The organism is Actinomadura geliboluensis (genome assembly GCF_005889745.1).
Lineage (GTDB): Bacteria > Actinomycetota > Actinomycetes > Streptosporangiales > Streptosporangiaceae > Spirillospora > Spirillospora geliboluensis.
On sequence record NZ_VCKZ01000087.1, the window covers coordinates 1 to 24135 of the forward strand.

Annotated in this window: 23 protein-coding genes and 1 riboswitch; of the genes, 12 read left to right on the plus strand and 11 right to left on the minus strand. The window is 73.9% G+C overall.

What is annotated here, in order from left to right; translation table 11 throughout:
• Positions 1-271: 271 nt before the first annotated feature.
• Positions 272-910, minus strand: coding sequence for a LysE family translocator (locus ETD96_RS14500; protein WP_138636863.1), 639 nt, complete (start codon positions 908-910; stop codon positions 272-274).
• A gap of 74 nt (positions 911-984) precedes the next feature.
• Here ETD96_RS14500 and ETD96_RS14505 point away from each other — a divergent pair, with 74 nt between their 5' ends.
• Positions 985-2322 (plus strand): aminotransferase-like domain-containing protein, encoded by a 1338-nt coding sequence (locus tag ETD96_RS14505; protein ID WP_138636864.1) that lies wholly within the window; start codon positions 985-987, stop codon positions 2320-2322.
• Positions 2323-2343: 21 nt separating this feature from the next.
• On the opposite strand, the gene ETD96_RS14510 is transcribed toward ETD96_RS14505, so the two are convergent.
• The 4 genes from ETD96_RS14510 to tsaA all read right to left on the minus strand — a co-directional run bounded on the left by ETD96_RS14510 (position 2344) and on the right by tsaA (position 7376).
• Entirely contained in the window at positions 2344-4842 is a 2499-nt protein-coding gene (locus ETD96_RS14510) for a mannose-1-phosphate guanyltransferase (protein WP_138636865.1), read from the minus strand.
• On the minus strand, positions 4839-5531 hold the full coding sequence (gene clsA / locus ETD96_RS14515; RefSeq protein ID WP_274704610.1) for a cardiolipin synthase ClsA: 693 nt from the start codon (positions 5529-5531) through the stop codon (positions 4839-4841). The genes ETD96_RS14510 and clsA overlap by 4 nt, the downstream gene beginning before the upstream one ends.
• A gap of 202 nt (positions 5532-5733) precedes the next feature.
• Positions 5734-6897 (minus strand): sensor histidine kinase, encoded by a 1164-nt coding sequence (locus tag ETD96_RS14520; protein WP_205719262.1) that lies wholly within the window; start codon positions 6895-6897, stop codon positions 5734-5736.
• A 56-nt stretch (positions 6898-6953) separates the two neighbouring features.
• Complete coding sequence (gene tsaA / locus ETD96_RS14525) at positions 6954-7376, minus strand: tRNA (N6-threonylcarbamoyladenosine(37)-N6)-methyltransferase TrmO (RefSeq protein ID WP_138636866.1); 423 nt, start codon at positions 7374-7376, stop codon at positions 6954-6956.
• Positions 7377-7464: 88 nt separating this feature from the next.
• Positions 7465-7578: riboswitch (TPP riboswitch) on the plus strand.
• Between tsaA and thiC the strand changes: the two genes are divergently transcribed.
• Positions 7574-9298, plus strand: coding sequence for a phosphomethylpyrimidine synthase ThiC (gene thiC / locus ETD96_RS14530; RefSeq protein WP_138636867.1), 1725 nt, complete (start codon positions 7574-7576; stop codon positions 9296-9298). It overlaps the preceding riboswitch by 5 nt.
• A gap of 171 nt (positions 9299-9469) precedes the next feature.
• Complete coding sequence (locus ETD96_RS14535) at positions 9470-10126, plus strand: TetR/AcrR family transcriptional regulator (protein WP_240807651.1); 657 nt, start codon at positions 9470-9472, stop codon at positions 10124-10126.
• 12 nt (positions 10127-10138) lie between these two features.
• On the opposite strand, the gene ETD96_RS14540 is transcribed toward ETD96_RS14535, so the two are convergent.
• Positions 10139-10975 carry a metallophosphoesterase family protein gene (locus ETD96_RS14540; RefSeq protein ID WP_138636868.1) on the minus strand — a complete coding sequence of 279 codons (837 nt, stop codon included), beginning with the start codon at positions 10973-10975 and terminating at the stop codon, positions 10139-10141.
• Between the two features lie 126 nt (positions 10976-11101).
• Here ETD96_RS14540 and ETD96_RS14545 point away from each other — a divergent pair, with 126 nt between their 5' ends.
• Positions 11102-12076, plus strand: a complete 975-nt coding sequence (locus ETD96_RS14545) for a DUF1838 family protein (RefSeq protein WP_138636869.1) — start codon at positions 11102-11104, stop codon at positions 12074-12076.
• A 69-nt stretch (positions 12077-12145) separates the two neighbouring features.
• On the opposite strand, the gene ETD96_RS14550 is transcribed toward ETD96_RS14545, so the two are convergent.
• Both ETD96_RS14550 and ETD96_RS14555 read right to left on the minus strand, forming a co-directional pair.
• Positions 12146-12649 (minus strand): anthrone oxygenase family protein, encoded by a 504-nt coding sequence (locus tag ETD96_RS14550; protein WP_138636870.1) that lies wholly within the window; start codon positions 12647-12649, stop codon positions 12146-12148.
• An 18-nt stretch (positions 12650-12667) separates the two neighbouring features.
• Complete coding sequence (locus ETD96_RS14555) at positions 12668-13507, minus strand: NAD(P)H-binding protein (RefSeq protein WP_138636871.1); 840 nt, start codon at positions 13505-13507, stop codon at positions 12668-12670.
• Between the two features lie 82 nt (positions 13508-13589).
• On the opposite strand from ETD96_RS14555, the gene ETD96_RS14560 reads away from it, so the two are divergent.
• Positions 13590-14531: an AraC family transcriptional regulator gene (locus ETD96_RS14560; protein ID WP_138636872.1), complete on the plus strand. Its 942-nt coding sequence runs from the start codon at positions 13590-13592 to the stop codon at positions 14529-14531.
• A 47-nt stretch (positions 14532-14578) separates the two neighbouring features.
• Here ETD96_RS14560 and ETD96_RS14565 read toward each other — a convergent pair whose 3' ends face one another.
• Together ETD96_RS14565 and ETD96_RS14570 are read right to left on the minus strand one after the other, a co-directional pair.
• Positions 14579-15712 (minus strand): carbohydrate kinase family protein, encoded by a 1134-nt coding sequence (locus tag ETD96_RS14565; RefSeq protein WP_240807652.1) that lies wholly within the window; start codon positions 15710-15712, stop codon positions 14579-14581.
• A 67-nt stretch (positions 15713-15779) separates the two neighbouring features.
• The gene (locus tag ETD96_RS14570) at positions 15780-17123 is read right to left on the minus strand and encodes a hypothetical protein (RefSeq protein WP_138636873.1); all 1344 of its coding nucleotides are present in this window, start codon (positions 17121-17123) and stop codon (positions 15780-15782) included.
• 129 nt (positions 17124-17252) lie between these two features.
• Between ETD96_RS14570 and ETD96_RS14575 the strand changes: the two genes are divergently transcribed.
• The 6 genes from ETD96_RS14575 to ETD96_RS14600 all read left to right on the plus strand — a co-directional run bounded on the left by ETD96_RS14575 (position 17253) and on the right by ETD96_RS14600 (position 21414).
• Positions 17253-17984: a GntR family transcriptional regulator gene (locus ETD96_RS14575; protein ID WP_240807653.1), complete on the plus strand. Its 732-nt coding sequence runs from the start codon at positions 17253-17255 to the stop codon at positions 17982-17984.
• Positions 17985-18061: 77 nt separating this feature from the next.
• Positions 18062-19498, plus strand: coding sequence for a PTS ascorbate transporter subunit IIC (locus ETD96_RS14580; protein ID WP_138636874.1), 1437 nt, complete (start codon positions 18062-18064; stop codon positions 19496-19498).
• 40 nt (positions 19499-19538) lie between these two features.
• Positions 19539-19841 carry a PTS sugar transporter subunit IIB gene (locus ETD96_RS14585; RefSeq protein ID WP_138636875.1) on the plus strand — a complete coding sequence of 101 codons (303 nt, stop codon included), beginning with the start codon at positions 19539-19541 and terminating at the stop codon, positions 19839-19841.
• Positions 19842-19891: 50 nt separating this feature from the next.
• Positions 19892-20323: a PTS sugar transporter subunit IIA gene (locus ETD96_RS14590; protein ID WP_171069029.1), complete on the plus strand. Its 432-nt coding sequence runs from the start codon at positions 19892-19894 to the stop codon at positions 20321-20323.
• Entirely contained in the window at positions 20316-21065 is a 750-nt protein-coding gene (locus tag ETD96_RS14595; protein WP_138636877.1) for a sugar isomerase domain-containing protein, read from the plus strand. The genes ETD96_RS14590 and ETD96_RS14595 overlap by 8 nt, the downstream gene beginning before the upstream one ends.
• A gap of 91 nt (positions 21066-21156) precedes the next feature.
• On the plus strand, positions 21157-21414 hold the full coding sequence (locus ETD96_RS14600; protein WP_138636878.1) for an EF-hand domain-containing protein: 258 nt from the start codon (positions 21157-21159) through the stop codon (positions 21412-21414).
• A 67-nt stretch (positions 21415-21481) separates the two neighbouring features.
• Here ETD96_RS14600 and pgi read toward each other — a convergent pair whose 3' ends face one another.
• Positions 21482-23128, minus strand: a complete 1647-nt coding sequence (gene pgi, locus ETD96_RS14605; RefSeq protein WP_138636879.1) for a glucose-6-phosphate isomerase — start codon at positions 23126-23128, stop codon at positions 21482-21484.
• Between the two features lie 191 nt (positions 23129-23319).
• Between pgi and ETD96_RS14610 the strand changes: the two genes are divergently transcribed.
• On the plus strand, positions 23320-24114 hold the full coding sequence (locus tag ETD96_RS14610; protein WP_138636880.1) for an acyl-CoA thioesterase: 795 nt from the start codon (positions 23320-23322) through the stop codon (positions 24112-24114).
• Positions 24115-24135 lie beyond the last annotated feature (21 nt).

Sequence of the window (24135 nt, forward strand, 5' to 3'; positions counted from 1 at the left end):
CCTGCGCGCCCGTCGGACCGCCCTCGGCCAGCGGCATGTTCCGGACGGACGTCACCTCAGGTCGACCACGCGCGCCCCGTTGTAGAGGATCGCGGGGGTGCGCACGACCTGTTCGCCGACCTGCCGAATGGTCTAGTCAAGCCCCCGGCCGCCGTGCCGCTCTACTCGCTCGCCTACGACATGGAGGCGTCGGGCCGCCGGCCGCCGGGGACGTCGCGTCGTGCGGTCACCGCCCCATCATGGCAAGGGTCGGCGGGCCGCGGCGGGCGGGTCAGGCGGCGGCGGGCCGGTAGAGGCCGATGTGGACGGCGAGCCCGGCGAGCGCCGAGCCCATCAGGTAGCGCTGGACGCGCCGCCAGCCGGGGCGGCGGGCGAGGAAGCCCGCGATGCCGCCGGCGCCGAGCACGATGAGGCCGTTCACGGTGATCGCGATGGTGATCTGGACGAGGCCGAGCAGCATGATCTGGAGGGCGATGTTCCCGCGCGCCGGGTCGGCGAACTGCGGCAGCAGCGACACGTACAGGATCGCGATCTTCGGGTTGAGCAGGTTGGTGACGAGGCCCATGGTGAACAGCCGGCGCGGCGGGTCGGCGGGCAGCTCGCGGGGCGCGAACACGGCCGTGCCGCCGGGCCGCACCGCCTGCCAGGCGAGCCAGAGCAGGTAGGCCGCCCCGCCGATCTTGATCGCGGTGTAGAGGGCGGGGACGAGCGTGAAGACGGCGGTGAGCCCGGCGGTGGCGGCGGCGACGTAGAGCACGAAGCCGGCGGCGACGCCGCCGAGGGAGACGAGCCCGGCGCGGCGGCCCTGCGTCACCGTCCGCGACACCAGGTAGATCATGTTCGGTCCCGGGGTCAGCACGAGCCCGAGGGCGAAGGCGGCGACGGCCGCGGCGGCGGTGAGCGAGATCATTGCACCGATACTAGATCCGGACATTTCTCAGTACAATATGGTGAATTGATCTCGGTGCAATGTGGGGAGCAGCCGTGGAGGACTTCCGCCGGGTCGCCGACGAGGTGGCCGCCGACATCGCGGCGGGGCGGCTGCGGCCGGGCGACCGGCTGCCCCCGCAGCGGGCCTTCGCCCGGCGGCGCGGCATCGCGGCCTCCACGGCGGGCCGCGTGTACCGGGAGCTCGGGCGGCGCGGCCTCGTGGCCGGCGAGGTCGGGCGCGGCACGTTCGTGCGCGCCGCGGCGCGTCCGGCCGACCCCGCGCTGGCCGAGCCGGCGGGCGCCCGCGTCGACCTGGAGCTGAACTACCCGCTGGTCCCCGAGCAGGGCCCGCTGCTGGCCGCCGGGCTGGAGCGGCTGATGCGCCGGGACGTCCTGGACGAGGCGCTCGGCCCGGTGGGCGTCGCGGGGACCGCCGCCGCCCGGGAGGCCGCCGCCGCGCTGCTCGCGACGCCCGCGCTGGCGCCGGACCCGTCCCGCGTGCTGTTCGCCGGGAGCGGGCGGCAGGCGATCGCGGGAGCCGTGGCGGCGCTCGTCCCGCCCGGCGGGCGGCTGGCCGTGGAGGCGCTGACCTATCCGGTGGTGAAGGGAATCGCGGCCCGGCTCGGCGTCACGCTCGTCCCGGTCGCGGCCGACGAGCACGGGCTGCGGCCCGACGCGCTCGCCGCCGCGCACCGGGCGGCGCCGCTCGGCGCGCTCTACGTCCAGCCGACCCTGCACAACCCGTGCGGGACGACGATGCCCGCGGAGCGCCGCGCCGACCTCGCCGCCGTCCTGGAGCGGCTCGGGCTCCCCGCGGTCGAGGACCGCGTGTGGGCGTTCCTCGACGCGGACGGGCCGGAGCCGCTGGCGGCGCTGGCACCGGAGCGCACCGTGCCGGTCGACAGCCTGTCCAAGCGCCTCGCGCCGGGCGTGAGCGTCGGTTTCGCCGTGCCGCCCGCCCCGCTCGCCGGGCGGGTCGCGGCGGCGCTGCGGTCGGGCGCGTGGGGGCCGGCGCGGTTCGCGCTGGAGGCGGCGACCGGCTGGATCACCGACGGGACGGTCGCGGCGGTGACCCGCGCCAAGCGCGCGGACGCCGCGGCCCGCGCCGCGCTCGCCGCCGAGCGCCTCGCGGGCGCCGCCCCCGCCGGGCCGCCCGCCTACTTCCGCTGGTGGGACCTGCCGGCGCGGTGGCGGGCGGAGACGTTCGTGGCGGCGGCCGCGCGGCGCGGGATCGCCGTCACCCCGGCCGCGGCCTTCGTCGTGGGGACGGGCGCGGCGCCCCGCGCGGTCCGCGTCGGCCTCGCGTCGCCGCCCCTGGACGCCCTGGCGCGCGCGCTGGACGCGCTGGCCGAGATCGCCGCCGGGAGCCCCGACGACATGCCTGTGGACTGACGCCGCCCTAGGGACGCGCCGTCAGGAGCCCGCGCGTTCGACGACCGCGGCCCACTCCTCCAGGAGCGCCTGGGCGGCGTCGGCGTCGGGCCCCTCGGCCCACAGGTGGGTGACCGCCTCCGCCGGGTCGGGCAGGACGAGGACCCAGCGGCCGTCGTCCTCGACCACGCGGACGCCGTCGGTCGTGTCGATGGTGCGGTCGCCGGCGGCCTCCACGACGTGGCGCATCACGCTGCCCTTGGCCGCCCACGGGGTCGGGACGGAGCGGCGCAGCAGATGCGCGTCGGGGATGCGGCGGTCGATCTGGGAGAGCGTCAGCCGCGTCCGGGCGACGAGCCCGACGAGGCGGACGAACGCCGCGATCCCGTCGACGGTGCCGCTGAACTCGGGCATCAGGAACCCGCCCCGGCCGTCGCCCGCGAAGATCACGCTGGGCTGCGCGGCGGCCTTGGTGAGGACGTCCTGGGACGTGGACGTCCACTCGACCTGCACGCCGTGGAACCGGCAGACCTGCTCGGCGACCCGCGTCGTCGTCACCGGCAGCGCCACCTTGCCGCCGCGCCGCTCGGCCGCGACCAGGTCGAGCATCACCAGCAGGGCCCGGTCGTCGCCGACCAACTCGCCGTTCTCGTCCACCAGGGAGATCCGCTCCCCCACCGGGTCGAACCGGACGCCGAACGCGGCTCGCGACGACGACACCAGCTCGCCGAGCCGCTCCAGGTCGCGCATCCGCTCGGCGAGCGTCTCGGTCGGGTTCGCCTCGTCCAGCCCGGCGTTGCGGGTGAGGACCTCCACGCCGACCTTGCCGAGCAGGTTCGGCAGCACGAGCGAGGCGACGCCGCCCGCGCAGTCCAGGACGATCTTCAGCCCGGCCTCGCGGACGCCGCGGATGTCGACGCGGCGCAGCAGGTCGCGGGTGTAGGTCTCCACGACGCGCGGCGGGTAGGTGAGCTCGGCGATCTCGCCGGGGAACGCCCGGCGGTACTCCTGGCGGCCGAAGACGCGCTCCAGCTTGCGCTGCGCCGCCTGGGACAGGTCGGCGCCGCCCGCGTCGAGGAACAGGATGTCGACGCCCTGCGGGTCGCCGAGGGTGGTGCGGATGTAGATGCCGCCGACGGCGTCCTCGCGGCCGGTCTCGAACCGGGCGACGGTCAGCGGTGTCGCCTCCAGGTCGTTGACGTTGATGGCGCTGGCGGTCAGCGCGCTGTTGACGGCGCGCTTGAGGGTGCGGGCGGCGCGGGAGACGTCGCGTCCGGTGACGACCGTGGTGCCCTTCTTGAGGGTGGTCGCGTAGGCGCTGGCGAGCCGCACCGCCAGCTCGGGCGTGATCTCCACGTTGACGAGCCCGGACACGCCGCGCGGCCCGAACAGGTTGCGCTGGCCGCGCGACTCCCAGATCACGCTGGTGTTGACGACGGCGCCGGCCTCGATGGTCTTGAAGGGGTAGACCTTCACGCCGCTGGAGACGTACGCCTCGGCCTCGATGACGCATTCGTCCCCGATGACCGCGCCCTCCTCGACGCGGGCGCCGGCCATGATGTCGGTGTTCTTGCCGACGACGCAGCCGCGCAGGTTCGTGGACGGCGCGACGAACACGTTGTCGTGGACGACGGCCCGGTGCAGGAACGCGCCCTCCTTCACCACGACGTTGCTGCCGAGCACGGTGTACTCGCGCAGCTCGACGCCGGCCTCGACCTTGGCGTAGTCGCCGATGTAGAGCGGGCCCTTGAGGACGGCCTCGGCGTCCACCTCGGCGCCCTCGGCGACCCAGACGCCCGGGGACATCTCGAAGCCGTCCAGCTCGATCCCGACCTGGCCCGAGAGCATGTCGGCCTGGGCCTTGAGGTAGCTCTCGTGGGTGCCGACGTCCTCCCAGTAGCAGTCGGCCACGTACCCGAACAGCCGGGCGCCCTCGGCGAGGAGCTTGGGGAACACGTCGCCGGACCAGTCGACGGACTCCCCCTCGGCGACGTGTTCGAGGACCTCCGGCTCCATCACGTAGATGCCGGTGTTGACGGTGTCGGAGAACACCTGGCCCCAGGTGGGCTTCTCCAGGAACCGCTGGACGCGGCCCTCGTCGTCGACGATGATGATGCCGAATTCGAGGGGGTTGGGGACCCGCTTCAGGCCGATCGTGACGAGCGCGTCGTTCTCCTTGTGGAACCGCACCATGTCGGTGAGGTCGATGTCGGTGAGCGCGTCCCCGGAGATGACGAGGAACCGGTCGTCGCGCAGCGCCTCCTCGGCGTTCTTGACGCTGCCGGCGGTGCCGAGCGGGATCTCCTCCGTCGCGTAGCTCAGCGACATGCCGAGCTCCTCGCCGTCGCCGAAGTAGTTGCGGATCAGCGCCGCCAGGAACTGCACGGTGACGACGGTCTCGGTGAACCCGTGCCGCTTCAGCAGCCGGAGCACGTGCTCCATGATCGGCCGGTTGACGAGCGGAAGCAGCGGCTTGGGCTGGTTGGCGGTCATCGGACGCAGCCGCGTCCCCTCGCCTCCCGCCATCACGACGGCCTTCATCGGGGGGTCTCAGCTCCCTTCTGGTCGCCGGCCGCCGGTTTCGCCCCCGGCCCGGCCCCGTCCGGCCCGGGGCCCGGCCCCGGTTCCGCTCCCGGGGACGGGGGCGCGGCGCGGCCGGCCAGCACCAGTTGCCGCGTCTGCGCCCAGTAGAGGACGGCGGCCCACCAGTACAGGCCCGTCCCCCAGATGGCGAAGGACCATCCGGCGACCTTCGCCGCCGTCCCCGCGCCGCCGTCGTGGTCGCCCAGAAGCAGCAGCGGGAACGCGTACAGCAGGCACATGGTGCCCGCCTTGCCGATGAAATGGACGGGCAGCGTGCCGCCGTACCCGAGCCGCCGGATGATCGGCGCGATCGGCAGGATCGCGAACTCCCGCGCGACCAGCACGACCACCAGCCAGAGCGGGATGATGTCGCGGATGGTCAGCCCGACGAGCGTGGCGAGGATGTAGAGCCGGTCGGCGGCGGGGTCGAGCACCATCCCGAGCTTGCTCGTCTGGTTCAGCGCCCGCGCCAGCTTGCCGTCCAGCCAGTCGGACAGGCCGGCGAACACCAGCACGCCGAGCGCCCACCAGTCCGCCTCGGCGAGGACGAGCCACAGGAACAGCGGGACGCCCACCAGCCGCGCCATGCTGAGGACGTTGGGCACCGTGAATATCCGGTCCTGCGGGGCCTCTCGCACTGTGCTCACCGACGCGTTCGCCTCCCCTGGTCCCCTTGATCCTGACCCTACCGGTAAGGGGTTGAAAGCCCCCGATGGCGTCCGGCCCCTGAACCGAGGGTGCCCGCCGGCGGCACCGTTCCGGCACCGGCCAGCCGAGTCGGGAGGTTCCCGGCGGACGGGTCGAGCGGGGCGAAGCCCCCGCCGCGGCGCCCGCCCGGCCCGGCGCCGGTCACCGCGGGCTGACCGCGTCGGCCAGCGGAAGGACCGCCGTGACCACGAACCCGCCGCGCTCCCCCGGACCCGCGTCGAGCGTGCCGCCGACGCTGCGCGCCCGCTCGATCATCCCGAGGATGCCGAAGCCGTCCGGCGCGGCCCCGGAGGGCCCGCGGCCGTCGTCGGCGACCCGGACGAGGAGGCCGCCGGCATCCCGCTCCAGGGTCACCGTGGCGCGCTTCGCGGCGGCGTGCTTGACAATGTTGGTCAGGGCCTCCTGGACGATCCGGTACGCGGCGACGCCGACCTCCGGCGGCAGCCCGGCCGCGAGGCCGCCGTCCGACAGCTCCACGTCGATCCCGCTGGCGCGCGCGGCCCGCACGAGGTCGGCGATGCCGTCCGGTCCGGGCAGCGCCCCGGACGAGCCGACGTCGGTGCCGCGCAGGACCTGCAGGGTGCCGCGCAGCTCGGTGCGGGCGTCGCGGCAGGTGGCCGCGATCGAACCGAGCGCGTCGGCCAGCTCCGCCCGGTCGAGCGGCCGGTCGCCGCGCACGAGGTGGGCCGCCGCGCCCGCCTGCACGCCGATCAGCGTGATGCTGTGCGCGAGGAGGTCGTGCAGATCGCGGGCGATCCGCAGCCGCTCCTCGGCGACCCGCCGCCGCGCCTCCTCCTCGCGGGTGCGCTCGGCCCGCTCGGCCCGCTCGGTGATGGTCGCGAGCCGCGCGCGGTGCACCCGCCACACCTGGACGGCGATCACCACCGACACCACGGCCTCGATGACCGCGACCTGCTCGCGGACCGAGCTGCCGCCCGCCCGCATCGCCATCCCGATCACGCACACGGCCAGCAGGAACGCCACGACGCTGAGGACGACCCGCACCCGGCGCCCGAGGACCGCGTAGGCGAACAGCGCGATCACCTCGGCGGGCACGAGCGCGTGGTGCTGGTACTGGGCCAGGTGGTAGGGCAGCACGAGCACGACCAGGGCCACCAGCCCCGGCGCCGGCCACCGCCTGATCACCGCGAGCGGCGCGTGCGCCGCGACCAGCAGCAGCGCGCCGACCGCGTCCAGTTCCCGGACGCCGGGCCAGGCCACCGCGGCGGCGGCCGCGACCCCCGCGAGCACCGCCGCGAGCACGGCGTCCGAGACCGTCGCGTTCAACCGGGGCAGCGTCACCACCCGTCCATCTTCCCCGACCTCCGCGATCAGCGCACACCGCCCCTGGCGGGGCGGGGCTATGCGCCCGCTTCCCGGGCGAGGATCGGCTTGACGTCCAGGATCGGGGTGCCGTCCAGGGCCTCCAGGTCGCGGACGCGCACGCGGCCGCCCTCCACCTCCAGGATCTCCACGGGGTGGAGCCCGATCGGGTTGGGGCGGTCCGGGGACCGGGTGGCGAACACGCCGCGCATCGGGGTGGACGGGTCGTCGCGCGGGTGCACGCGCAGGACGTCGCGGGGCGACAGGTGCAGCCAGGTCAGCACGAAGACCCGGTCGCCCGGGCTGAGGCCGTCCAGCGCCGGGAGCACGGCCGGCTCGAAGACCAGCCACGCCTCGGGCGCGCCCTCGGCGCCCTGCTTGGGGGCCGACGCCCGGTCCGTCAGCGTGGACGAGACGCGGCCGACCGGGGTGAGCGCGAACTCCTGGTGAGAGTCGATCATGCCCCGATCCTCTCAGTCGTCGCGCGGGCGCGTTCTACCCCGGCCCGGCCGGTTGCGGCAACGGGGGCCGTCCGGGTTAGCGTCGGGGGCGACAGATCGCGGGGGTCCGGCGAACCGGGCTGAGATAGCGGCTGAGACGGCCGCTGACCGCATGAACCTGACCGGGTAATGCCGGCGTAGGGAGAGATCGAGTCGTCATGACACAACGTGTGGTTCCAGCCGCCCGCAAGACCTACCTGCAGGGCTCGCGCCCGGACGTGCGGGTCCCGATGCGGGAGGTGCCGCTCACCAACGGCGACGTCGTCGTCCTGTACGACACGTCAGGGCCGTACACCGATCCGGAGCAGCGGACGGACGTCCGCCGGGGGCTGCCCGCGCTGCGGGAGCCGTGGATCGCCGAGCGCGGCGACACCGCCCCGTACGAGGGGCGGGCGGTGCGGCCGGAGGACGACGGGCGGAAGGCGGCGCCCGTCCGGGAGGACGTCCTGCCGCGGCGGCCGCGGCGCGCGACCGGCGGAGCGGTGACGCAGCGCGCGTACGCGGCGCGCGGCGAGATCACGCCGGAGATGGAGTTCGCCGCCCTGCGGGAGGGGGTGCGGCCGGAGTTCGTCCGGGACGAGCTGGCGGCCGGGCGGGCTGTGCTGCCCGCGAACGTCAACCACCCGGAGGCCGAGCCGATGGTCATCGGCCGGAACTTCCTGGTGAAGGTGAACGCCAACATCGGCAACTCGGCGGTGGCGTCGTCGATCGAGGACGAGGTCGAGAAGATGACGTGGGCGACCCGGTGGGGCGCCGACACGGTCATGGACCTGTCGACCGGGCGGGACATCCACACCACGCGGGAGTGGATCCTGCGGAACTCGCCGGTCCCGGTCGGAACCGTCCCGCTGTACCAGGCGGTCGAGAAGGTCGGCGGCGACCCGGCGGAGCTGACCTGGGAGGTCTTCCGGGACACGGTGGTCGAGCAGGCCGAGCAGGGCGTCGACTACATGACCGTCCACGCCGGGGTGCTGCTGCGGTACGTGCCGCTGACGGCGCGCCGCAAGACCGGGATCGTGTCCCGGGGCGGCTCGATCATGGCGGCGTGGTGCCTGGCGCACCACGAGGAGAACTTCCTCTACACCCGCTTCCGGGAGCTGTGCGAGATCTTCGCCGCCTACGACGTCACCTGGTCGCTCGGGGACGGGCTGCGCCCCGGCTCCATCGCCGACGCCAACGACGAGGCGCAGTTCGCCGAGCTGCGCACGCAGGGCGAGCTGACGAGGATCGCGGCCGAGTACGGCAACCAGGTGATGAACGAGGGGCCGGGCCACGTCCCGATGCACAAGATCAAGGAGAACGTGGACCGGCAGCAGGAGTGGTGCGACGGCGCGCCGTTCTACACGCTCGGGCCGCTGACCACCGACATCGCGCCCGGCTACGACCACATCACCTCGGCGATCGGCGCCGCGATGATCGGCTGGCACGGCACGGCGATGCTCTGCTACGTCACCCCGAAGGAGCACCTCGGGCTGCCGGACCGCGAGGACGTCAAGGCCGGCGTCATCGCCTACAAGATCGCGGCGCACGCCGCCGACCTGGCCAAAGGGCATCCGGGCGCGCAGGCGTGGGACGACGCGCTGTCGGACGCGCGGTTCGACTTCCGCTGGGAGGACCAGTTCAACCTCTCGCTCGACCCGGACACCGCCCGCGCGTTCCACGACGCGACGCTGCCGGCGGCGCCGGCGAAGACCGCGCACTTCTGCTCGATGTGCGGCCCGCACTTCTGCTCGATGAAGATCACCCGGGACGTCTGGCGGTACGCCGACGAGCGCGGGCTGGACGGCGAGGCCGCGCTCGAAGCGGGAATGCGCGAGAAGGCGGCGGAGTTCCGGGCCGCCGGCGGGCGGGTGCAGCTGCCCCTGTCGCCCGGCCCGTCCTGATGTAAGCGCAGGTCGGCGCGGGCCCGGCGCGGACCGTTCCGCGGCGGGCCCGCGCATCCCGGCGGGGCCCGGGGTGCGCGGCGCGGCTAGTATCAAGGGACCGTTCCAAAGCCGCGGATCCCCCCGAATCGCCGCAGGCCCGTCCCCGCCGGGAAAGGACCGACCACTCACGTGACCAGCGACGACACGCCGAAGGCCCCCGCGCGCGCGATGCGCGCCGACGTGCGCCGCAACCGGGCGCGGCTGCTCGCCGCGGCCCGCGAGATCTTCGAGCGCGACGGGGCCGGGGCGTCCCTGGAGGCCGTCGCCCGGCAGGCCGGCGTCGGCATCGGGACGCTCTACCGCCACTTCCCCACCCGCCAGCACCTGCTGGAGGCGCTGCTCGCCGACGGCTACGCGGAACTGGCCGCGAGGGCCCGCGAGCTCCTGGCCGACCCCGCGCCCGGCGAGGCGCTGCTGACCTGGCTGCGCGCCTTCGCCGCGCAGGTGGCGGCGTACCAGGGGCTGGCCGCCCCGGCCGTCGCGTCGCTGCGGGACGAGGTGACGTTGCGGAACGAGATCGCACAGCGGGACGAGATCGCCCAGCGGGACGAGAGCACGCCGCGGGACGAGCGCTCGGAGCCGGCGCCCTCGCGGCGGGCGATGTGCGAGGCGGCCGAGGCGCTGTTCGCCCGCGCGCAGCGGGCCGGGGAGACGCCGCCGGAGGCGGTGTTCGCCGACGTCCTGTGGCTGACCGGCGCCATCGCGGCGGTCACCGAGCGGGAGCCGGAGGCCGCCGGGCGGCTGCTGTCGCTCGCCGCCGCCGGCATGGTGCCCGGCCGGACGTAGCCGCTTCGCCGGTCAGCTCGTCTCCGGGACGGGCAGGATCCGGCGCGGCCCGCGCGGAGCGCCGCTCCATTTGCGCCATTCGCGCGGGTAGCCGACCGACACCTCGATGTGCGGGATTCCGCCGGTCCAGATCGTCCGGGGAATGTGCAGGTGCCCGTACACCACGGCCACCGCGCCGAACCTGGTGTGCCAGTCGGCGGTGCGCTCGGTGCCGCACCACTGCGCGAACTCCGGATACCAGAGGACGCGGGTGGGCTCCCGGACCAGCGGCCAGTGGTTGACGAGCACGGTCCGCGTCCCCGGTTCCAAGGCCGCGAGGCGCTGCTCGGTGTAGGCGATCCGCGCGTCGCACCAGGCGTCCCGCGTCGGGTGCGGGTCGGGGTGCAGGTAGACCTCGTCGGTGCACACGACGCCCGCCTCGTGGGCGATCTCGAGCGCCTCCTCCTTGGTGGACGCACCGTCCGGCCGGAACGTGTAGTCGTAGAGGAGGAACAGCGGTGCGATCGTCACGGGCCCGCCCTCGCCGTCCCAGACCGGGTACGGGTCCTCAGGGGTGAGCACGCCGAGGCCGCGGCACATGTCGACGATGCGCCGGTAGCGGTCCTCCCCGCGCAGCTGCACCGGGTCGTCCTTGACCGTCCACAGCTCGTGGTTGCCGGGGACCCAGAGCACGGCGGCGTACCGCTCGCGCAGCGTGCGGAGCGTCCACTCGACGTCGGCGAACCGCTCGGCGACGTCGCCGGCGACGATCAGCCAGTCGTCCGCGGACCCGGGCCGCAGCCCGTCGACGAACGCGCGGTTCTCGGGGAATCCCACATGCAGGTCGCTGATCGCGTAGACGCCGCCCATCCAGAGATCGTAAGCCCCGGGCGGACGCCGCACCGGGGCCCGCCCCCGCCGGTGGGGGCGTGACGCCGGGGCCGCGGGGTGCTTGCATGGCGTGATCTCCGTCTCACGAGCCACCGAGGAGTCCGCATGCGACGACCGCTCACGGCCCTGCTCACCGGCGCGGCCGCCGCCGCCCTGCTGTGGTCCGTGCCGGGGGCGGCGGCCGCCCGCCCCGTCTCCGGACCGTCCGCCCCCGGGCCGCTGTACGCGCAGGTCGAGGACCGCGACACCCGCCTCCAACTGCAGGTCCTCGGGCGGCCGGACGGCAAGGACATGCTGTACCGCATCTCCGGCTACGTGTACGCCGACGTGCCGGGCGACGCCCTGGCGCCGCGCCTGCGGCACGGGACGCGGCTGTTCGGGTTCGAGGGCTACAACATCCGGCGCCTCTACCGCGAGCCCGGCACCAACAAGCTGTACCAGCTGAGCCGCGAGGTCGTCTTCTACACCGATCCGCAGGACCCGGCGAAGGTGCTGAGGGAATGGCGCAACCCGCTCGACGGGAGGACGTATCCGCTGGTGCCGGTCAACAACGACGACGTCGACTTCGGGCCGTTCCCCATCACGCCGCAGTTCCGGCTCGGTCCGCTCAAGGACGTCGGGCGCAACCTCGCCCAGGTGTCCGACATCCCGCCGCGCACCGACATCGAGGCCCTGACCGGTGACGACTTCGGCCTTCCCGGCGGCGTCTACACCGCCTGGGAGATGTTCGACTTCTACATCGGGAAGCGGGAGGCGGCGCGGCGGGCGCACGGCGTCCCGAAGGGGGCGATGGAGGTGGCGAACAGCTGGACGCGGTCCAGCCCGTTCGTCCCGTCGATGTGCGTCCCGGAGAAGGACACCCGCGCCCGGCTCCTCTTCCACGCGCGGAGCTGGACCCTGGACTCGTGGGACGACCTGGAGCCCTGGCTCAAGGCCGAGGTCGAGCGCGACTACCCCCTCTACAAGAAGGCCCCCGGCGCGCCGGCGCCGTCGGAGACCTCGTGGACGTCCTTCTACCGCAAGCAGCTCCAGAACGGCGCCCTCACATGGGCCGAATGGTGCGCGCGGAACGGCAGGTGAAACGGCGAAGCGGCCCGCGTCCCCTTCCGCAGGGGCGCGGGCCGCTTCCGCGTTCAGCTGCCTAAGGGGTCAGTTGTTCTTGCCCCAGTAGTAGACGCCCAGGCTCATCGCGAGCACGCTCGCCCAGCTGAACACGGCGCGGACGGTGTTCCAGGCGGTCCAGCGGCCGGAGTAGTCCGACCAGAGCTTCGCCGCCTCGGCCATGTCCTTCGGGATCGCCGCGGCGTCCAGGTCGTTGTTCATCGGGATGTTCACGGCGAAGCTCGGGACGAGCGCGCCCACGAAGTAGACGCCCGCCGCGACGAAGAACAGGATCGCCGCCGACTTCTGGTCCAGCGTGAGCAGCAGCACGCCCGCCGCGGCGGCCAGCACCGGGACCAGCAGGAACATCGCCACGAACACCGGGTTCTGGATCTTCTGGTTGATGCCCTGCATCGCGTCGATCGCCGAGCCCGGCCGCGCCGCGTTCAGGCCGGGCATCACGCCGGTCGAGAAGCCGAAGAACGTCCCGGCCATGCCGGCCGCCATGATGAGGGAGAGCGTCACCGAGACGCCCGCGAGTGCCGATTTCATCGTCGTGCCACCTTCGGGTCAGAGGGTCCAGATGCCGCTGTCCGCGGTCTCCCGCGCGTAGTCGGCGAAGTCGCGGGGGGCGCGGCCGAGCGCCCGCCGGACGCCGTCCGCGGGACGGGCGTTGCGGCCGTCCAGGACGGTGGTGAACAGGTACGTCAGGAAGCCGATGACGTCGTCGGGCAGGCCGTGCTCCTTGAGGGCCGCCGCGTAGTCGTCCGCGCTCACCGGGACGAAGGCGATCTCCCGTCCGGCCGCGCGGCCGATCTCCGCGACGGCCTCGGCGAAGGTGAGCGCGCGGGGGCCGGTCACCTCGTAGACCTCGCCCGCGTGGCCGTCCCGGGTGAGCGCCGCGACGGCCACGTCCGCGATGTCGCCGGCGTCCACGAACGGCTCCGGCACCTCGCCCGCCGGGAGGACGACCTCGCCGGCGCGGACGGGGTCGAGGAGGTAGTCCTCGCTGAAGTTCTGCGCGAACCAGCTCGCCCGCACTACCGTCCACTCCAGGCCCGACGCCCGGACGATCCCCTCGCACTCGGCCGCCTCGGGCTCGCCCCGGCCGGACAGCAGGACCACCCGCCGCACGCCCGCCGCCACCGCCTGCGCCGTGAACGCGGCGATGGCCTCCGGCGCGCCGGGGGCCGCCAGGTCCGGGTAGTAGGACAGGTACACCTTCTCGACGTCCCGCAGCACGGGCGCCCAGGTCGCCTCGTCGGCCCAGTCGAAGGCGGGCGAGGCCGCCCGCGAGCCCATCCGGACCGGGACGTCCAGGGCCTCCAGCCGCTCCACCACCCGCCGGCCGGTCTTGCCGGTGCCGCCGAGGACGAGGGTCAGGCCGTTTTCGATCTCCGTGTTCGTCATGCCCTCAAGTCAACCGGCGGGCACCTTCGGCCACCATCGTCGAGAAGCTCGCCCGCATACGCGAGCGTCTAGGCTGGCCGCCATGGACGCGCTCACCGACCTGCTCGACGGCCCGCGCGCCCGCGGCGCGTTCATGCTGCGGGCCACCCTCGACCCGCCCTGGTCGGTCCGCATCCAGGACGAGGCGCCGCTGACGCTGCTGTCCATGGTCAGGGACGACGCGTGGCTGATCCCCGACGAGGGCGAGCCGCAGCGCGTCGGCCCCGGCGACATGGTCGTCTTCCGGGGCCCCGACCACTACACGGTCAGCGACGACCCGGCCACCGAGCCGCAGATCGTCATCCACCCCGGGCAGCGCTGCACCACGCCCGACGGCACGAGCCTGTCGGAGGCGATGGACCTCGGCGTCCGCGCCTGGGGCAACGACCCGGCCGGGACGTCGGTGATGCTGATCGGCACCTACCAGATGCGCGGCGCCGTCACCGGGCGGCTGCTGTCCGCGCTGCCGCCGATCGCGGTGGTGCGCGGCGACACCTGGAAGTCGCCGCTCGTCGACGTGCTGGGCGAGGAGATCGGCCGGGACGAGCCCGGGCAGGAGATCGTCCTCGACCGGCTCCTCGACCTGCTGCTGATCGCGACGCTGCGGGCCTGGTTCTCCCGGCCGGACGCGCAGGCCCCCGGCTGGTACCGCGCCCACGGCGACCCCGTCGCCGGCCCCGCGCTGCGGCTGCTGCACGACGACCTGTCGCACCCGTGGACGGTCGCCGACCTCGCCGCCCGGGTCGGCGTGTCCCGGGCCGCGCTCGCGCAGCGGTTCGCGAAGCTGATCGGCGAGCCGCCGATGGCGTACCTGACGGGGATCCGGCTGGCGCAGGCCGCCGACCTGCTGCGGGAGAGCGACGCGACGCTGGACTCCATCGCGCGCCAGGTCGGCTACGGCACCGCGTTCGCGCTGAGCACCGCGTTCAAGCGCGAGCACGGCGTCAGCCCGCAGGAGTACCGCGCCGGCGCCGTCCCCGCCTGACCGGCCGGGCGTGCCGGCCGGGCATGCCGGCCCGCCGTGCGGGGCGGTCAGTGCTCCTTGCGGAGGGTGGGCTCGGCGCGGACGGGCGAGTCGTCGGCCGCGTCCGGGATGAACGGGACGACGAACGCGTACTCGGCCAGCACCGACTCCGGCACCTCCCCCGACTCGCCGAACGCGGCGATCTCGCCCCAGCACGGCGAGCCGAGCGAGCCGCTGCGGTGCCGCACCGACAGCCCGGCGCACAGGTTGGCGAACCGCAGCCGCTCGGCGAGCGGCAGCCCGGCGAGGGTGGCGAACACGAACCCGGCGGCGAACACGTCGCCGGCGCCGGTCGGGTCGAGGGCCTCCACGGGCAGCGCGCCGACCTCGGCCCGCTCCCCCGACGCCGAGTCGATCGCGATGGCGCCGTCGCCGCCGCGCTTGACCACGACCACCGGGACCCGCTCGGCGAGCGCGGCGGCCGCGTCCGCCGGGGTGGCGGTGCGGGTGTAGGCCATCGCCTCGGCCGCGTTCGGCAGGAACACGTCGACGTGGGCGAGGCGGTCGAGGACCTCGGCGGGCCAGGCGCCGGTCTGGTCCCAGCCGAGGTCGCCGAAGACCAGCGCGCCCCGGGCGCGCATCCCGGCCGCCCACGGTGGCACCGGGCGGTCGACGTCGACGAAGCAGGCCCGCGCGTCCGGCGGCGGGCCGCCGAGGTCGTCCAGCGGGGCGGGGACGGGCTTGGCGAACGTCACCATGCTGCGGTCGGAGTCGTAGGCCATCGACACGGTGACGGGCGTCGACCAGCCCCGCACGCGGCGCGACAGCCCGAGGTCGACGCCCTCCTGCTCGGCGAGGGTCCGCCACAGGTAGGCGCCGAACATGTCGTCGCCGAACGGCGCCGCCAGCCCGACCCGCAGGCCGAGCCGGCTCATCGCGACCGCGATGTTGGCGACCCCGCCGGGCGCCGAGCCGAGACCGTCGGTGACGATCTCGGTGCCGGGCGGCGGCAGCCCCGGCAGCCCGGTGAAGATCATGTCCATGAAGACCTGGCCGGACAGGAACACGTCCAGGCCCGGGCCGCCCCCGCCGGCGCGCAGCCGCTCCCCCGCCGGCTCCCGCTCCGCGCAGGGGTCGGCGAGGGACGGCTCGGGCGCCCGGCCCGGCGCGGTCTGCTGAGTCACCGCGGTCTGCTGAGTCACGAGGCCCCCCGTGGCGAGGCGTGGGCTTGGTCCCCCGGACCCTAGCCCCCGCCTCCGACATCGACTGCTACTCCGGAACGTACAACCGGATGTCGTCCACCTGCGCCTTCCCCTCGTAGAAGTTCATGTGCGGGTCGCCGATCATGAACCGGTCGGGGTAGGCGGACCCGGCGGGCCAGGTGCCCCGGTCGACGAGCGTGCCGCCCGGTCCCGTCCAGGTCCAGTCGGCGTCGAACCGGCCGTCGTACTCCTCCGGCCGCTGGTTGTAGTGCCAGATCGGCTCGCCGTCCTGGACGAACGCGCGGGTGTACCGGTAGGTGGCGCGGCCGACGTGCGCGAAGACCCCCGACATCTCCATCGTGTAGGCGCCGTCGCGGCGCTCGATCGCGAACGTGTAGGGCTCCTGCGGCAGCAGCTCGGGCCGGAGGTCGACGGTGGAGACGATCGCGCCGGCCTTGCGGTGCCCGCACTCGCTGTCCATCAGGTACTCGGTGCCGGGCATCGCCGCGTACCGGCGGTCGTCGGTCATGAAGATCGCGTTGACGCCGTTGCCCGTCCCGGCGGAGTAGGGCTCGTACTCGCCGGTGGCGGGGTTGCAGTACAGCAGCCCCTTTCCGGTGTACTTGTAGCGGTTGTAGCTGTCCATGGCGACCTTCCGGTGGCCGTGGACGAAGACGTTGTTGTGCGGGGCCACCTGCCGGTAGTCCATGATCGACATGTAGTAGAAGCCGTTGGAGTCGGTGCGGACGTCGGCCCACTCGCACTCCGGCCGGGAGAAGTCGCCGCCCGACGCCCACGGGAAGTTGGTCTTGCAGCCCTCGGGCGAGTAGCCGTTGATCCGCCCGTCCGGGTAGTCCCACAGGCCGTTGCGCTGCCCGCCGAAGTCCAGGCCGCGCAGCGTCATCTCGACGCGGTACTCGGCGGGCAGGTCGCGGGTGGAGCGGATGACGACGCCCGCCTGGTGCGCCGGCTCGTCGATACGGGCGACGCCCTTGCCGGACGTGAGCGTCGGCGGCCGGTCCGGGCGCCCGTCGCCGTCGGCGTCCCGCGCGGCGAGCTCGGCGGTGAGCCAGCCGCGCTGGCCGAAGGTGAACGACTGCCGGTAGGTCTTCATCTTCGCGAGCTGCTGCCGGAAGGCGGGGCCTCCGACGGTGTCGAAGTAGGCGCCGTCGTTGTCGTACATGTCGACGTTGTAGGGGCTGGACGGGCCGTCGCCGTCCGGCCGCCACGGCGCCTTCGCGCTGTCCAGGTGCCGGTTGAACGGTTCGGCGGCGACCAGCCGCCACCCGTCGCGGGCGGCGGGCGGGCCGGCGCCGGGGCCGCCGGCGGCGTGCGCCGGCGCCGTGCAGAGGGCCGCGGGCAGGACCAGGGGCAGCGCCATCGCCAGGGCGCCGCGTGCGAGTTTCCTCATGGCGACGACCGTCGCACGGGCCGCCCGGCGGCGACCAGGGCAAACATCGCCAAAGTGGTATTGACCAGTCACCACAATCGGACATACGGTGTGCAACGACAGGAACAACGTCAAGAGGAGGTGAACGGCGTGCCATCCGCCGGTGAATCCCGCTCCGGGAGCACGAAACGGCAGGCGGTGCGCCGGGAACTGCTGGCGATGCTGGACGGCCTGGACGTGGGGGACGCCCTCCCGTCCGAGCGCCGGCTCGCCGCGGACCTCGGCGTCTCGCGGCCGACGCTGCGGCAGGCCATCGACGGCCTGGTCGCCGAGGGCCTCCTCGACCGGCGGCACGGGAGCGGCACCTACGTGGCCGAACCCCGGATCGCGGTGTCGCTGACCATGACCTCCTTCACCGAGGACATGATCAGGCGCGGGATGAAGCCGGGCGGGCGGGTCCTGTCGTTCCGCACCGAGACGGCGGGGGCGCGGATCGGCAGGCGGCTCGCCCTCTCCCCCGAGGAAGAGGTATTTACCATTCGCCGGCTCCGGCTGGCCGACGAGGCGCCCATGGCGATCGAGACCCTCTACATGCCGCGGTCGCTCATGCCCGGGCTGCGCAGGCACGACCTGGAGGGGCGGTCGTTCTACGACCTGCTGCGCGGCGCCGGCATCGTGATCGCCTCGGGCACCGAGACGATCGAGCCGACCGTCACCACCGCCGAGGAGGCCGCCGAGCTCGGAGTGCCGGTGCACATGCCGGCGTTCCTGTTCGAGCGGATCACCCGGGACGCCGACGGGCGGCCCCTGGAGTACGTGCGGTCCCTGTACCGCGGCGACCGCTACCGCCTGGAACTGGACCTGCGACCACCGAACCACTGACCAACCGGACGATCGTCCAGCGCGCTGACGGGGGCGACAGCGCACCACCACCCCCCGGGAAGTGAGGCGACTTCACCATGGACGTCATCAAGGACATCCTCACCTTCCTGGCCGACAACGTGTTCGGCCAGGTGCCCATCCTCATCGGTCTCATCACGCTGATCGGGCTGATCCTCCAGCGCAAGCGCTTCGAGGACGTCTTCGCGGGCGCGCTGCGCGCCACCATCGGCGTCGTCATCCTGTTCATCGGCGTGGAGGTGTTCACCGGCGGCCTGACGAGCTTCCAGACCGTCCTCGCCAGCGCGATGGACACCACGCCGCCGAAGGCCGACAACACCCTCGCCGACTTCCTCACCAAGCAGGGCGGCACGGTCGCGCTGGTCATCACGGTCGCGTTCCTCGTGCACGTGCTGGTCGTCCGGCTGTTCCCGGCGGCCCGCTACCTGTACCTGACCGGGCACCTGATGTTCTGGATCAGCACGGTGACGGTGGCGTCGCTGGTGACGATCGCGCCGGACGCCGACCAGCTCACGCTGGTGCTGTGCGGCGCCGGGTTCGTCGCCGCCTACTGGACGCTGCAGCCGCTGTGGATGCGGCCGCTGATGCGCCGCGTCATGCCCGACGACCGGTTCGGGTTCGCGCACACCAGCTCGCTCGCGTGCCTGATCACCGGGTACGCCGCGCGGCCGCTCGGCAGCCGCGAGAAGCACGACACCGAGAAGCTGAAGCTGCCCCGCCAGCTGTCGTTCTTCAAGGACGTCAACGTCAGCACCGCGCTGATCATCACGGTGATCATGCTGGTGGGCGTCGCGCTCGCCGACGACGGCGTGGTGGCCAAGGCCGCCGCCGAGATGGACGAGAAGCTGTCCCCGTGGGTGTGGGCGGTCCTGGTCGGCCTCCGGTTCGCGGGCGGCATCGCGATCCTGCTGTTCGGCGTGCGGATGTTCCTCGGCGAGATCGTCCCGGCGTTCAAGGGGTTCAGCGACCGGGTCATCCCCGGCACCCGTCCCGCGCTGGACGCGCCGACCGTGTTCCCCGTCGCGCCGACCGCCGTCATGGTCGGGTTCGTCTCGTCCACCGTCGTGTTCCTGGTCTGCCTCGGCGTGTTCGCCGGCGCCGGCTGGTTCACCCTCGCCCCGCCCATGATCATGCTGTTCTTCGTGGGCGGCGCCGCCGCGCTGTTCGGCAACGTGGTGGCGGGCTGGCGCGGCGCGGTGCTGGGCGGTGTGATCTCCGGGCTCGTCCTCGCGGTCGGGCAGGCCGTCACCTGGGGCCTGTACGAGAAGACCGCGCCGGAGCTCGCCACCCTCGCCGACCCCGACTGGTACGCGATCGCGTGGCTGCTGAAGGCCGTGGAACCGGTCGCCGGCGGGAACGCGGTCTGGGCGGTGCCCGCCGTCGCGCTCGCCGCGATGGTCGCGTCCCTGCTGCTGCTCGGCCGGGCCGAGAAGCGGCGGGCCGGCGCCGCGGACGGGGACGCCGCGCCCGAGGACACGGCCCCGGCGCGGGCCTGACCGAACCGAGTAGAGAGCCGATCGAGAGAGAAGGACCGAGATGGCACTGGACCGGCAACTGGAGATCCTCGCGGTCTGCGGCGTCGGCATGGGCTCCAGCCTGATGCTCAAGATGACCGCCGAGGACGCGCTGCGGTCGCTCGGCGTCGAGGCGCGGGTGGAGAACACCGACGTGTCCACGGCGCGCGGGATGTCGCCCGACGTGGTGATCGGCCAGGGCATGCACACGAGCGAGATCGCCGACCTCGCGCCCGTCGTGATCACCGTCAGCGACTTCCTCGACAAGGAGGGACTCGAAGCGCAGCTCAGGGAGCGCCTCACCGAGCAGGGATGGCTCTCATGACGTCTCATTCTGAGGGGGCGACCCCCCAGGCCCCCCGGCAACAGCCCGTGGTGATCGCGGCCACGGACGGCGTCGAGGCGGCCGACTGGCGGGAGGCCGTCCGCAAGGCGGCCTCCGCGCTGGTCGACGCGGGCGCGGCGGGCGAGGGCTACCCGGACGCGTGCGTCCGCGTCGTGGAGGAGAACGGCCCCTACATCGTGCTGACCAAGGGCCTGGCGCTCGTCCACGCCCGCCCCGAGGAGGGCGGGCTGGCGGTCGGCGTCGGCGCGACCCGGCTGGCGTCGCCGGTCGAGTTCGGCCATCCTGACAACGACCCGGTCGACCTGCTGCTCGCCTTCTGCACGCCCGACCCCGACGCGCACGTCGGCGTCCTCGCCGGGCTGGCGCGCGCGCTGTCGGGCGGCCTGGCCGACCGGCTCCGCGCCGCGTCCGGCCAGGAGGACCTGGCCCGCATCCTGAAGGAGGCCGTGCCCGATGCCTGAAGCCACCCGGACGCAGCTCCCCGACCGGGTGCGGACCCTGCTGGACGACCTCGACGAGACGTCGGGCAAGGCGATCGACGCCGCGGCGGCGCTGCTCCTGGAGTCGGTCGAGGCCGACGGGATCGTGCACGTCGCCGGGGCGGGGCACTCCCTCGCCATGGTGTTCGAGACGTTCTACCGGGCGGGCGGCCTCGCCGCCGTCCGCCCGGTCTGGGACCCCGGTGTGCTCCCGCTCGACGACGCGCTGCGCAGCACCCGCGTCGAGCGGGAGGCCGGAGTGGGGCGCGCCGTGGCCGCGGCGGCGGCGCCCGCCCCGCCGGACGTGGCGGTGGTGTTCTCCACCAGCGGCCGCAACCCCTACCCCGTCGAGGTGGCGGCGGAGTGCCGGGCGCGGGGCGTGCCGGTCGTCGCGGTGACCTCGGCGCGGGCCGCGCGGGGCGCGGCGGCGCGGACGGCGACGGCGCTGGCCGACCACGCCGACATCGTGCTGGACACCTGCGTCCCGCCCGGTGACGTGCTGCATCCGGCGGCGGCGCCGCGCACCGCGGCGGCCTCCACGATCCTCGCCGCGTACGCGTGGGCGCGGGTGCTGGCCGCGCTGGACGACCTCGCGGCGGCGCGCGGCGCGGAGCTGCCCCGCTGGACGAGCGCGAACGTCCCCGGCGGCGACGAGGTGAACGCCGCGCTGCTCGCGCGCTACCGGCACCGCGTCCCCGAGCTGACGGGGGATGAACACCCGTAAACCTGGGCACTTCCTGCGGCGTTTCGCATATGGCCCGGCTCGCTCCCTATGACATGATGCGTGGCTACCATCGGACAGAACGAGGAGCGAGATGACGACACGACCGACCGAGGACGACCTTCTTGCGCTGTTCACTCGCGCGGACCTCGGCGGCGACCAGAAGCTCGACCTGATGGAGTTCACGCTCGTCCTGGACGAGCTGGGCCTCGCCTGGACGCGCGCCGAGACGCAGGACAGGTTCGAGCGGGCGGACGGCAACCTCGACGGGTTCATCTCCTACGAGGAGTTCCGCGCGATCATGAAGTCCCAGGGCTGGGCCGAGGGGCCGCTGCCGGGCGCCCGCGCCTGACCAGCGGCTGAACGGAACGGGGCCCGCCGGCATGTCCGGCGGGCCCCTTCGGCGTTCGCGGCGCGGGTCAGACGCGGCGGCCGCGCAGCTCCCGGTACCGGCGCACCAGCGCGGCCGTGGACGGGTCGGGCGCCCGCACGGGCGGCTCGTCCGAGGTGAGCGCGGGCGCGAGGTCCATCGCCATGACCTTGCCGAGCTCGACGCCCCACTGGTCGAAGGAGTCGATGCCCCAGATCGTCCCCTCGACGAACACGATGTGCTCGTAGAGCGCGACGAGGGACCCGAGGGTCTTCGGGGTGAGCTTGGGCGCCAGGATCGTGCTGGTCGGCCGGTTGCCCGGCATGACCTTGTGCGGGACGACCGCGGCGGGCGTCCCCTCGGCGGCGATCTCCTCGGCGGTCTTGCCGAACGCGAGCGCCGACGTCTGCGCCAGCATGTTCGCGGTCAGCAGGTCGTGCATGCCCGCGGGCCCGTCGACGGCGGGGTCCTCGAAGGGCTCGGCGAAGCCGATGAAGTCGGCGGGGACGAGCCGGGTGCCCTGGTGCAGCAGCTGGTAGAAGGCGTGCTGGCCGTTGGTGCCGGGCTCGCCCCAGAAGATCTCGCCGGTCTGCGCGACGACGGGCGCGCCGTCGGCCCGCACCGACTTGCCGTTGGACTCCATCGTGAGCTGCTGGAGGTAGGCGGGGAAGCGGGCCAGCCGCTGGCTGTAGGGCAGCACGGCGCGGGTCTGCGCGCCGAAGAAGTCGGTGTACCAGACGCCGAGCAGGCCCATCAGCACCGGCATGTTCGCCTCGAACGGCGCGGCGCGGAAGTGCTCGTCGATCTCGCGGAACCCGGCGAGCATCTCGCGGAACGCCTCGCCGCCGATCGCGATCATCAGGGACAGGCCGATGGCGCCGTCGAAGGAGTACCGGCCGCCGACCCAGTCCCAGAAGCCGAACATGTTGGCGGTGTCGATGCCGAACTCGGCGACCCGCTCGGCGTTGGTGGACACGGCGACGAAGTGCCGGGACACCGCCCCGGCGTCGCCGAGCCGGTCGACGAGCCACCGCCGCGCGACCTTGGCGTTGGTGAGGGTCTCCAGCGTCCCGAACGTCTTGGAGCTGATGACGAAGAGGGTCTGCTCGGGGTCGAGGCCCGCGAGCTTCCCGACGATGTCGGCGGGGTCGATGTTGGAGACGAACCGGCAGGAGATGCCCGCGTCGGCGAAGTCGTGCAGCGCCTCGTAGGCCATGGCGGGGCCGAGGTCGGAGCCGCCGATGCCGATGTTGACGACGGTCGTGATCCGCTTGCCGGTGAACCCGGTCCACTCGCCGGAGCGGACGCGCCCGGCGAAGTCGGCCATCTTGTCCAGGACGGCGTGCACGTCGCCGGCGACGTCCTGGCCGTCCACGGTGAGGGCCTCGCCGGGCGGGAGCCGCAGCGCGGTGTGCAGGACGGCGCGGTCCTCGCTGACGTTGATGTGCTCCCCGGTGAACATCGCCTCGATCCGGGCGCGCAGCCCGGCCCGCTCGGCGAGCGCGACGAGCAGCCCCACCGTCTCGCTCGTGGCGCGGTGCTTGGAGTAGTCCAGGTGGAGGTCCCCCGCGGCCACCGTCATGCGGTCGACGCGCCCCGGATCGTCCGCGAACAGGTCGCGCAGGTGCCGCCCGGCGAGCGCGGCGTGGTGCTCGGCCAGCGCGGACCACTCGGGCGACTCGGTGATATCTGCCATTGCCTCTCTCATCTCCTCGCGGGGCGGGCGCCGATCCCCCTGGGCGCCGTCCCCACGGCGATCATAGGTCGACCGCGCGTGACCGTATCAGGGTCGTCCCCCGCCGCGCAGGGACCGGCCCCGGATGCCGGCGGGCGCCCCGCCGCCGAGTAGGGTCGCGCCACGGCGCCGGTCCCCCCACGAGGAGCACGATGAGCGACGGCATCACGCGGATGTTCGAGCTGGCCCCGCTCGGCGGGGACGCCTTCCTCGCCACCTCGCCGTCGGTGGGGCGGCCGCGGCTGTTCGGCGGGCAGGTCGCCGGGCAGAGCCTGCGCGCCGCGTGCCTGACCGCGGACGGCCGCCCGCCGCACTCCCTGCACGCCTACTTCATCCGCCCGGGGACGCCGGACGAGCCGCTGCGCTTCGACGTGGCCCGCACCCGCGACGGCCGCTCGTTCTCGACCCGGCACGTCACCGCGAGCCAGGGCGGCAAGCCGATCCTGGAGCTGATCGCCTCGTTCCACGCCCCGGAGGACGGCTTCGACTGGCAGTTCCCCGGGCCGCGGGGCGTGCCCGCGCCGGAGGGGCTGCCCGAGCCGGTGCTGCCGTCGTTCTTCAAGCACCCGGTCGGCTTCGACATCCGGGTGGTGGACCCGCCCGCCGACGGCGAGTTCCCGATGCCGCACCCGTTCTGGATCCGGGCGTCCGCCCCGGTCGGCGACGACCCGGCGCTGCACGCGTGCCTGATCGCCTACCTGTCGGACATGGCGGTGGTGAGCAGCGCCCGCGCGCCCGGCTCGCCGCGGCGGCTCGCCACGGCCGTCACCCTGGACCACGCGATGTGGTTCCACCGCCCGCCGCGGGTGGACCAGTGGCTGCTGTACTCGGTCGACCCGGTCACCAACCACGGCGCCCGCGGCCTCGCGCGGGGCACGCTCCACACCATGGACGGAACGCTCCTGGTCTCGGTGGCCCAGGAGGCGCTGCTGCGCCCGGAGTCCTGACCGGCGTCAGGCGTCGGCACC

What these genes read in the sequence shown, in the direction of transcription:
- ETD96_RS14500 (WP_138636863.1), bottom strand. Translation starts at nt 910, where the DNA reads ATGATCTCGCTCACCGCCGCCGCGGCCGTCGCCGCCTTCGCCCTCGGG.
- ETD96_RS14510 (WP_138636865.1), bottom strand. Translation starts at nt 4,842, where the DNA reads ATGAAGGCCGTCGTGATGGCGGGAGGCGAGGGGACGCGGCTGCGTCCG.
- tsaA (WP_138636866.1), bottom strand. Translation starts at nt 7,376, where the DNA reads ATGATCGACTCTCACCAGGAGTTCGCGCTCACCCCGGTCGGCCGCGTC.
- thiC (WP_138636867.1), top strand. Translation starts at nt 7,574, where the DNA reads ATGACACAACGTGTGGTTCCAGCCGCCCGCAAGACCTACCTGCAGGGC.
- ETD96_RS14540 (WP_138636868.1), bottom strand. Translation starts at nt 10,975, where the DNA reads ATGGGCGGCGTCTACGCGATCAGCGACCTGCATGTGGGATTCCCCGAG.
- ETD96_RS14545 (WP_138636869.1), top strand. Translation starts at nt 11,102, where the DNA reads ATGCGACGACCGCTCACGGCCCTGCTCACCGGCGCGGCCGCCGCCGCC.
- ETD96_RS14550 (WP_138636870.1), bottom strand. Translation starts at nt 12,649, where the DNA reads ATGAAATCGGCACTCGCGGGCGTCTCGGTGACGCTCTCCCTCATCATG.
- ETD96_RS14555 (WP_138636871.1), bottom strand. Translation starts at nt 13,507, where the DNA reads ATGACGAACACGGAGATCGAAAACGGCCTGACCCTCGTCCTCGGCGGC.
- ETD96_RS14560 (WP_138636872.1), top strand. Translation starts at nt 13,590, where the DNA reads ATGGACGCGCTCACCGACCTGCTCGACGGCCCGCGCGCCCGCGGCGCG.
- ETD96_RS14570 (WP_138636873.1), bottom strand. Translation starts at nt 17,123, where the DNA reads ATGAGGAAACTCGCACGCGGCGCCCTGGCGATGGCGCTGCCCCTGGTC.
- ETD96_RS14580 (WP_138636874.1), top strand. Translation starts at nt 18,062, where the DNA reads ATGGACGTCATCAAGGACATCCTCACCTTCCTGGCCGACAACGTGTTC.
- ETD96_RS14585 (WP_138636875.1), top strand. Translation starts at nt 19,539, where the DNA reads ATGGCACTGGACCGGCAACTGGAGATCCTCGCGGTCTGCGGCGTCGGC.
- ETD96_RS14595 (WP_138636877.1), top strand. Translation starts at nt 20,316, where the DNA reads ATGCCTGAAGCCACCCGGACGCAGCTCCCCGACCGGGTGCGGACCCTG.
- ETD96_RS14600 (WP_138636878.1), top strand. Translation starts at nt 21,157, where the DNA reads ATGACGACACGACCGACCGAGGACGACCTTCTTGCGCTGTTCACTCGC.
- pgi (WP_138636879.1), bottom strand. Translation starts at nt 23,128, where the DNA reads ATGGCAGATATCACCGAGTCGCCCGAGTGGTCCGCGCTGGCCGAGCAC.
- ETD96_RS14610 (WP_138636880.1), top strand. Translation starts at nt 23,320, where the DNA reads ATGAGCGACGGCATCACGCGGATGTTCGAGCTGGCCCCGCTCGGCGGG.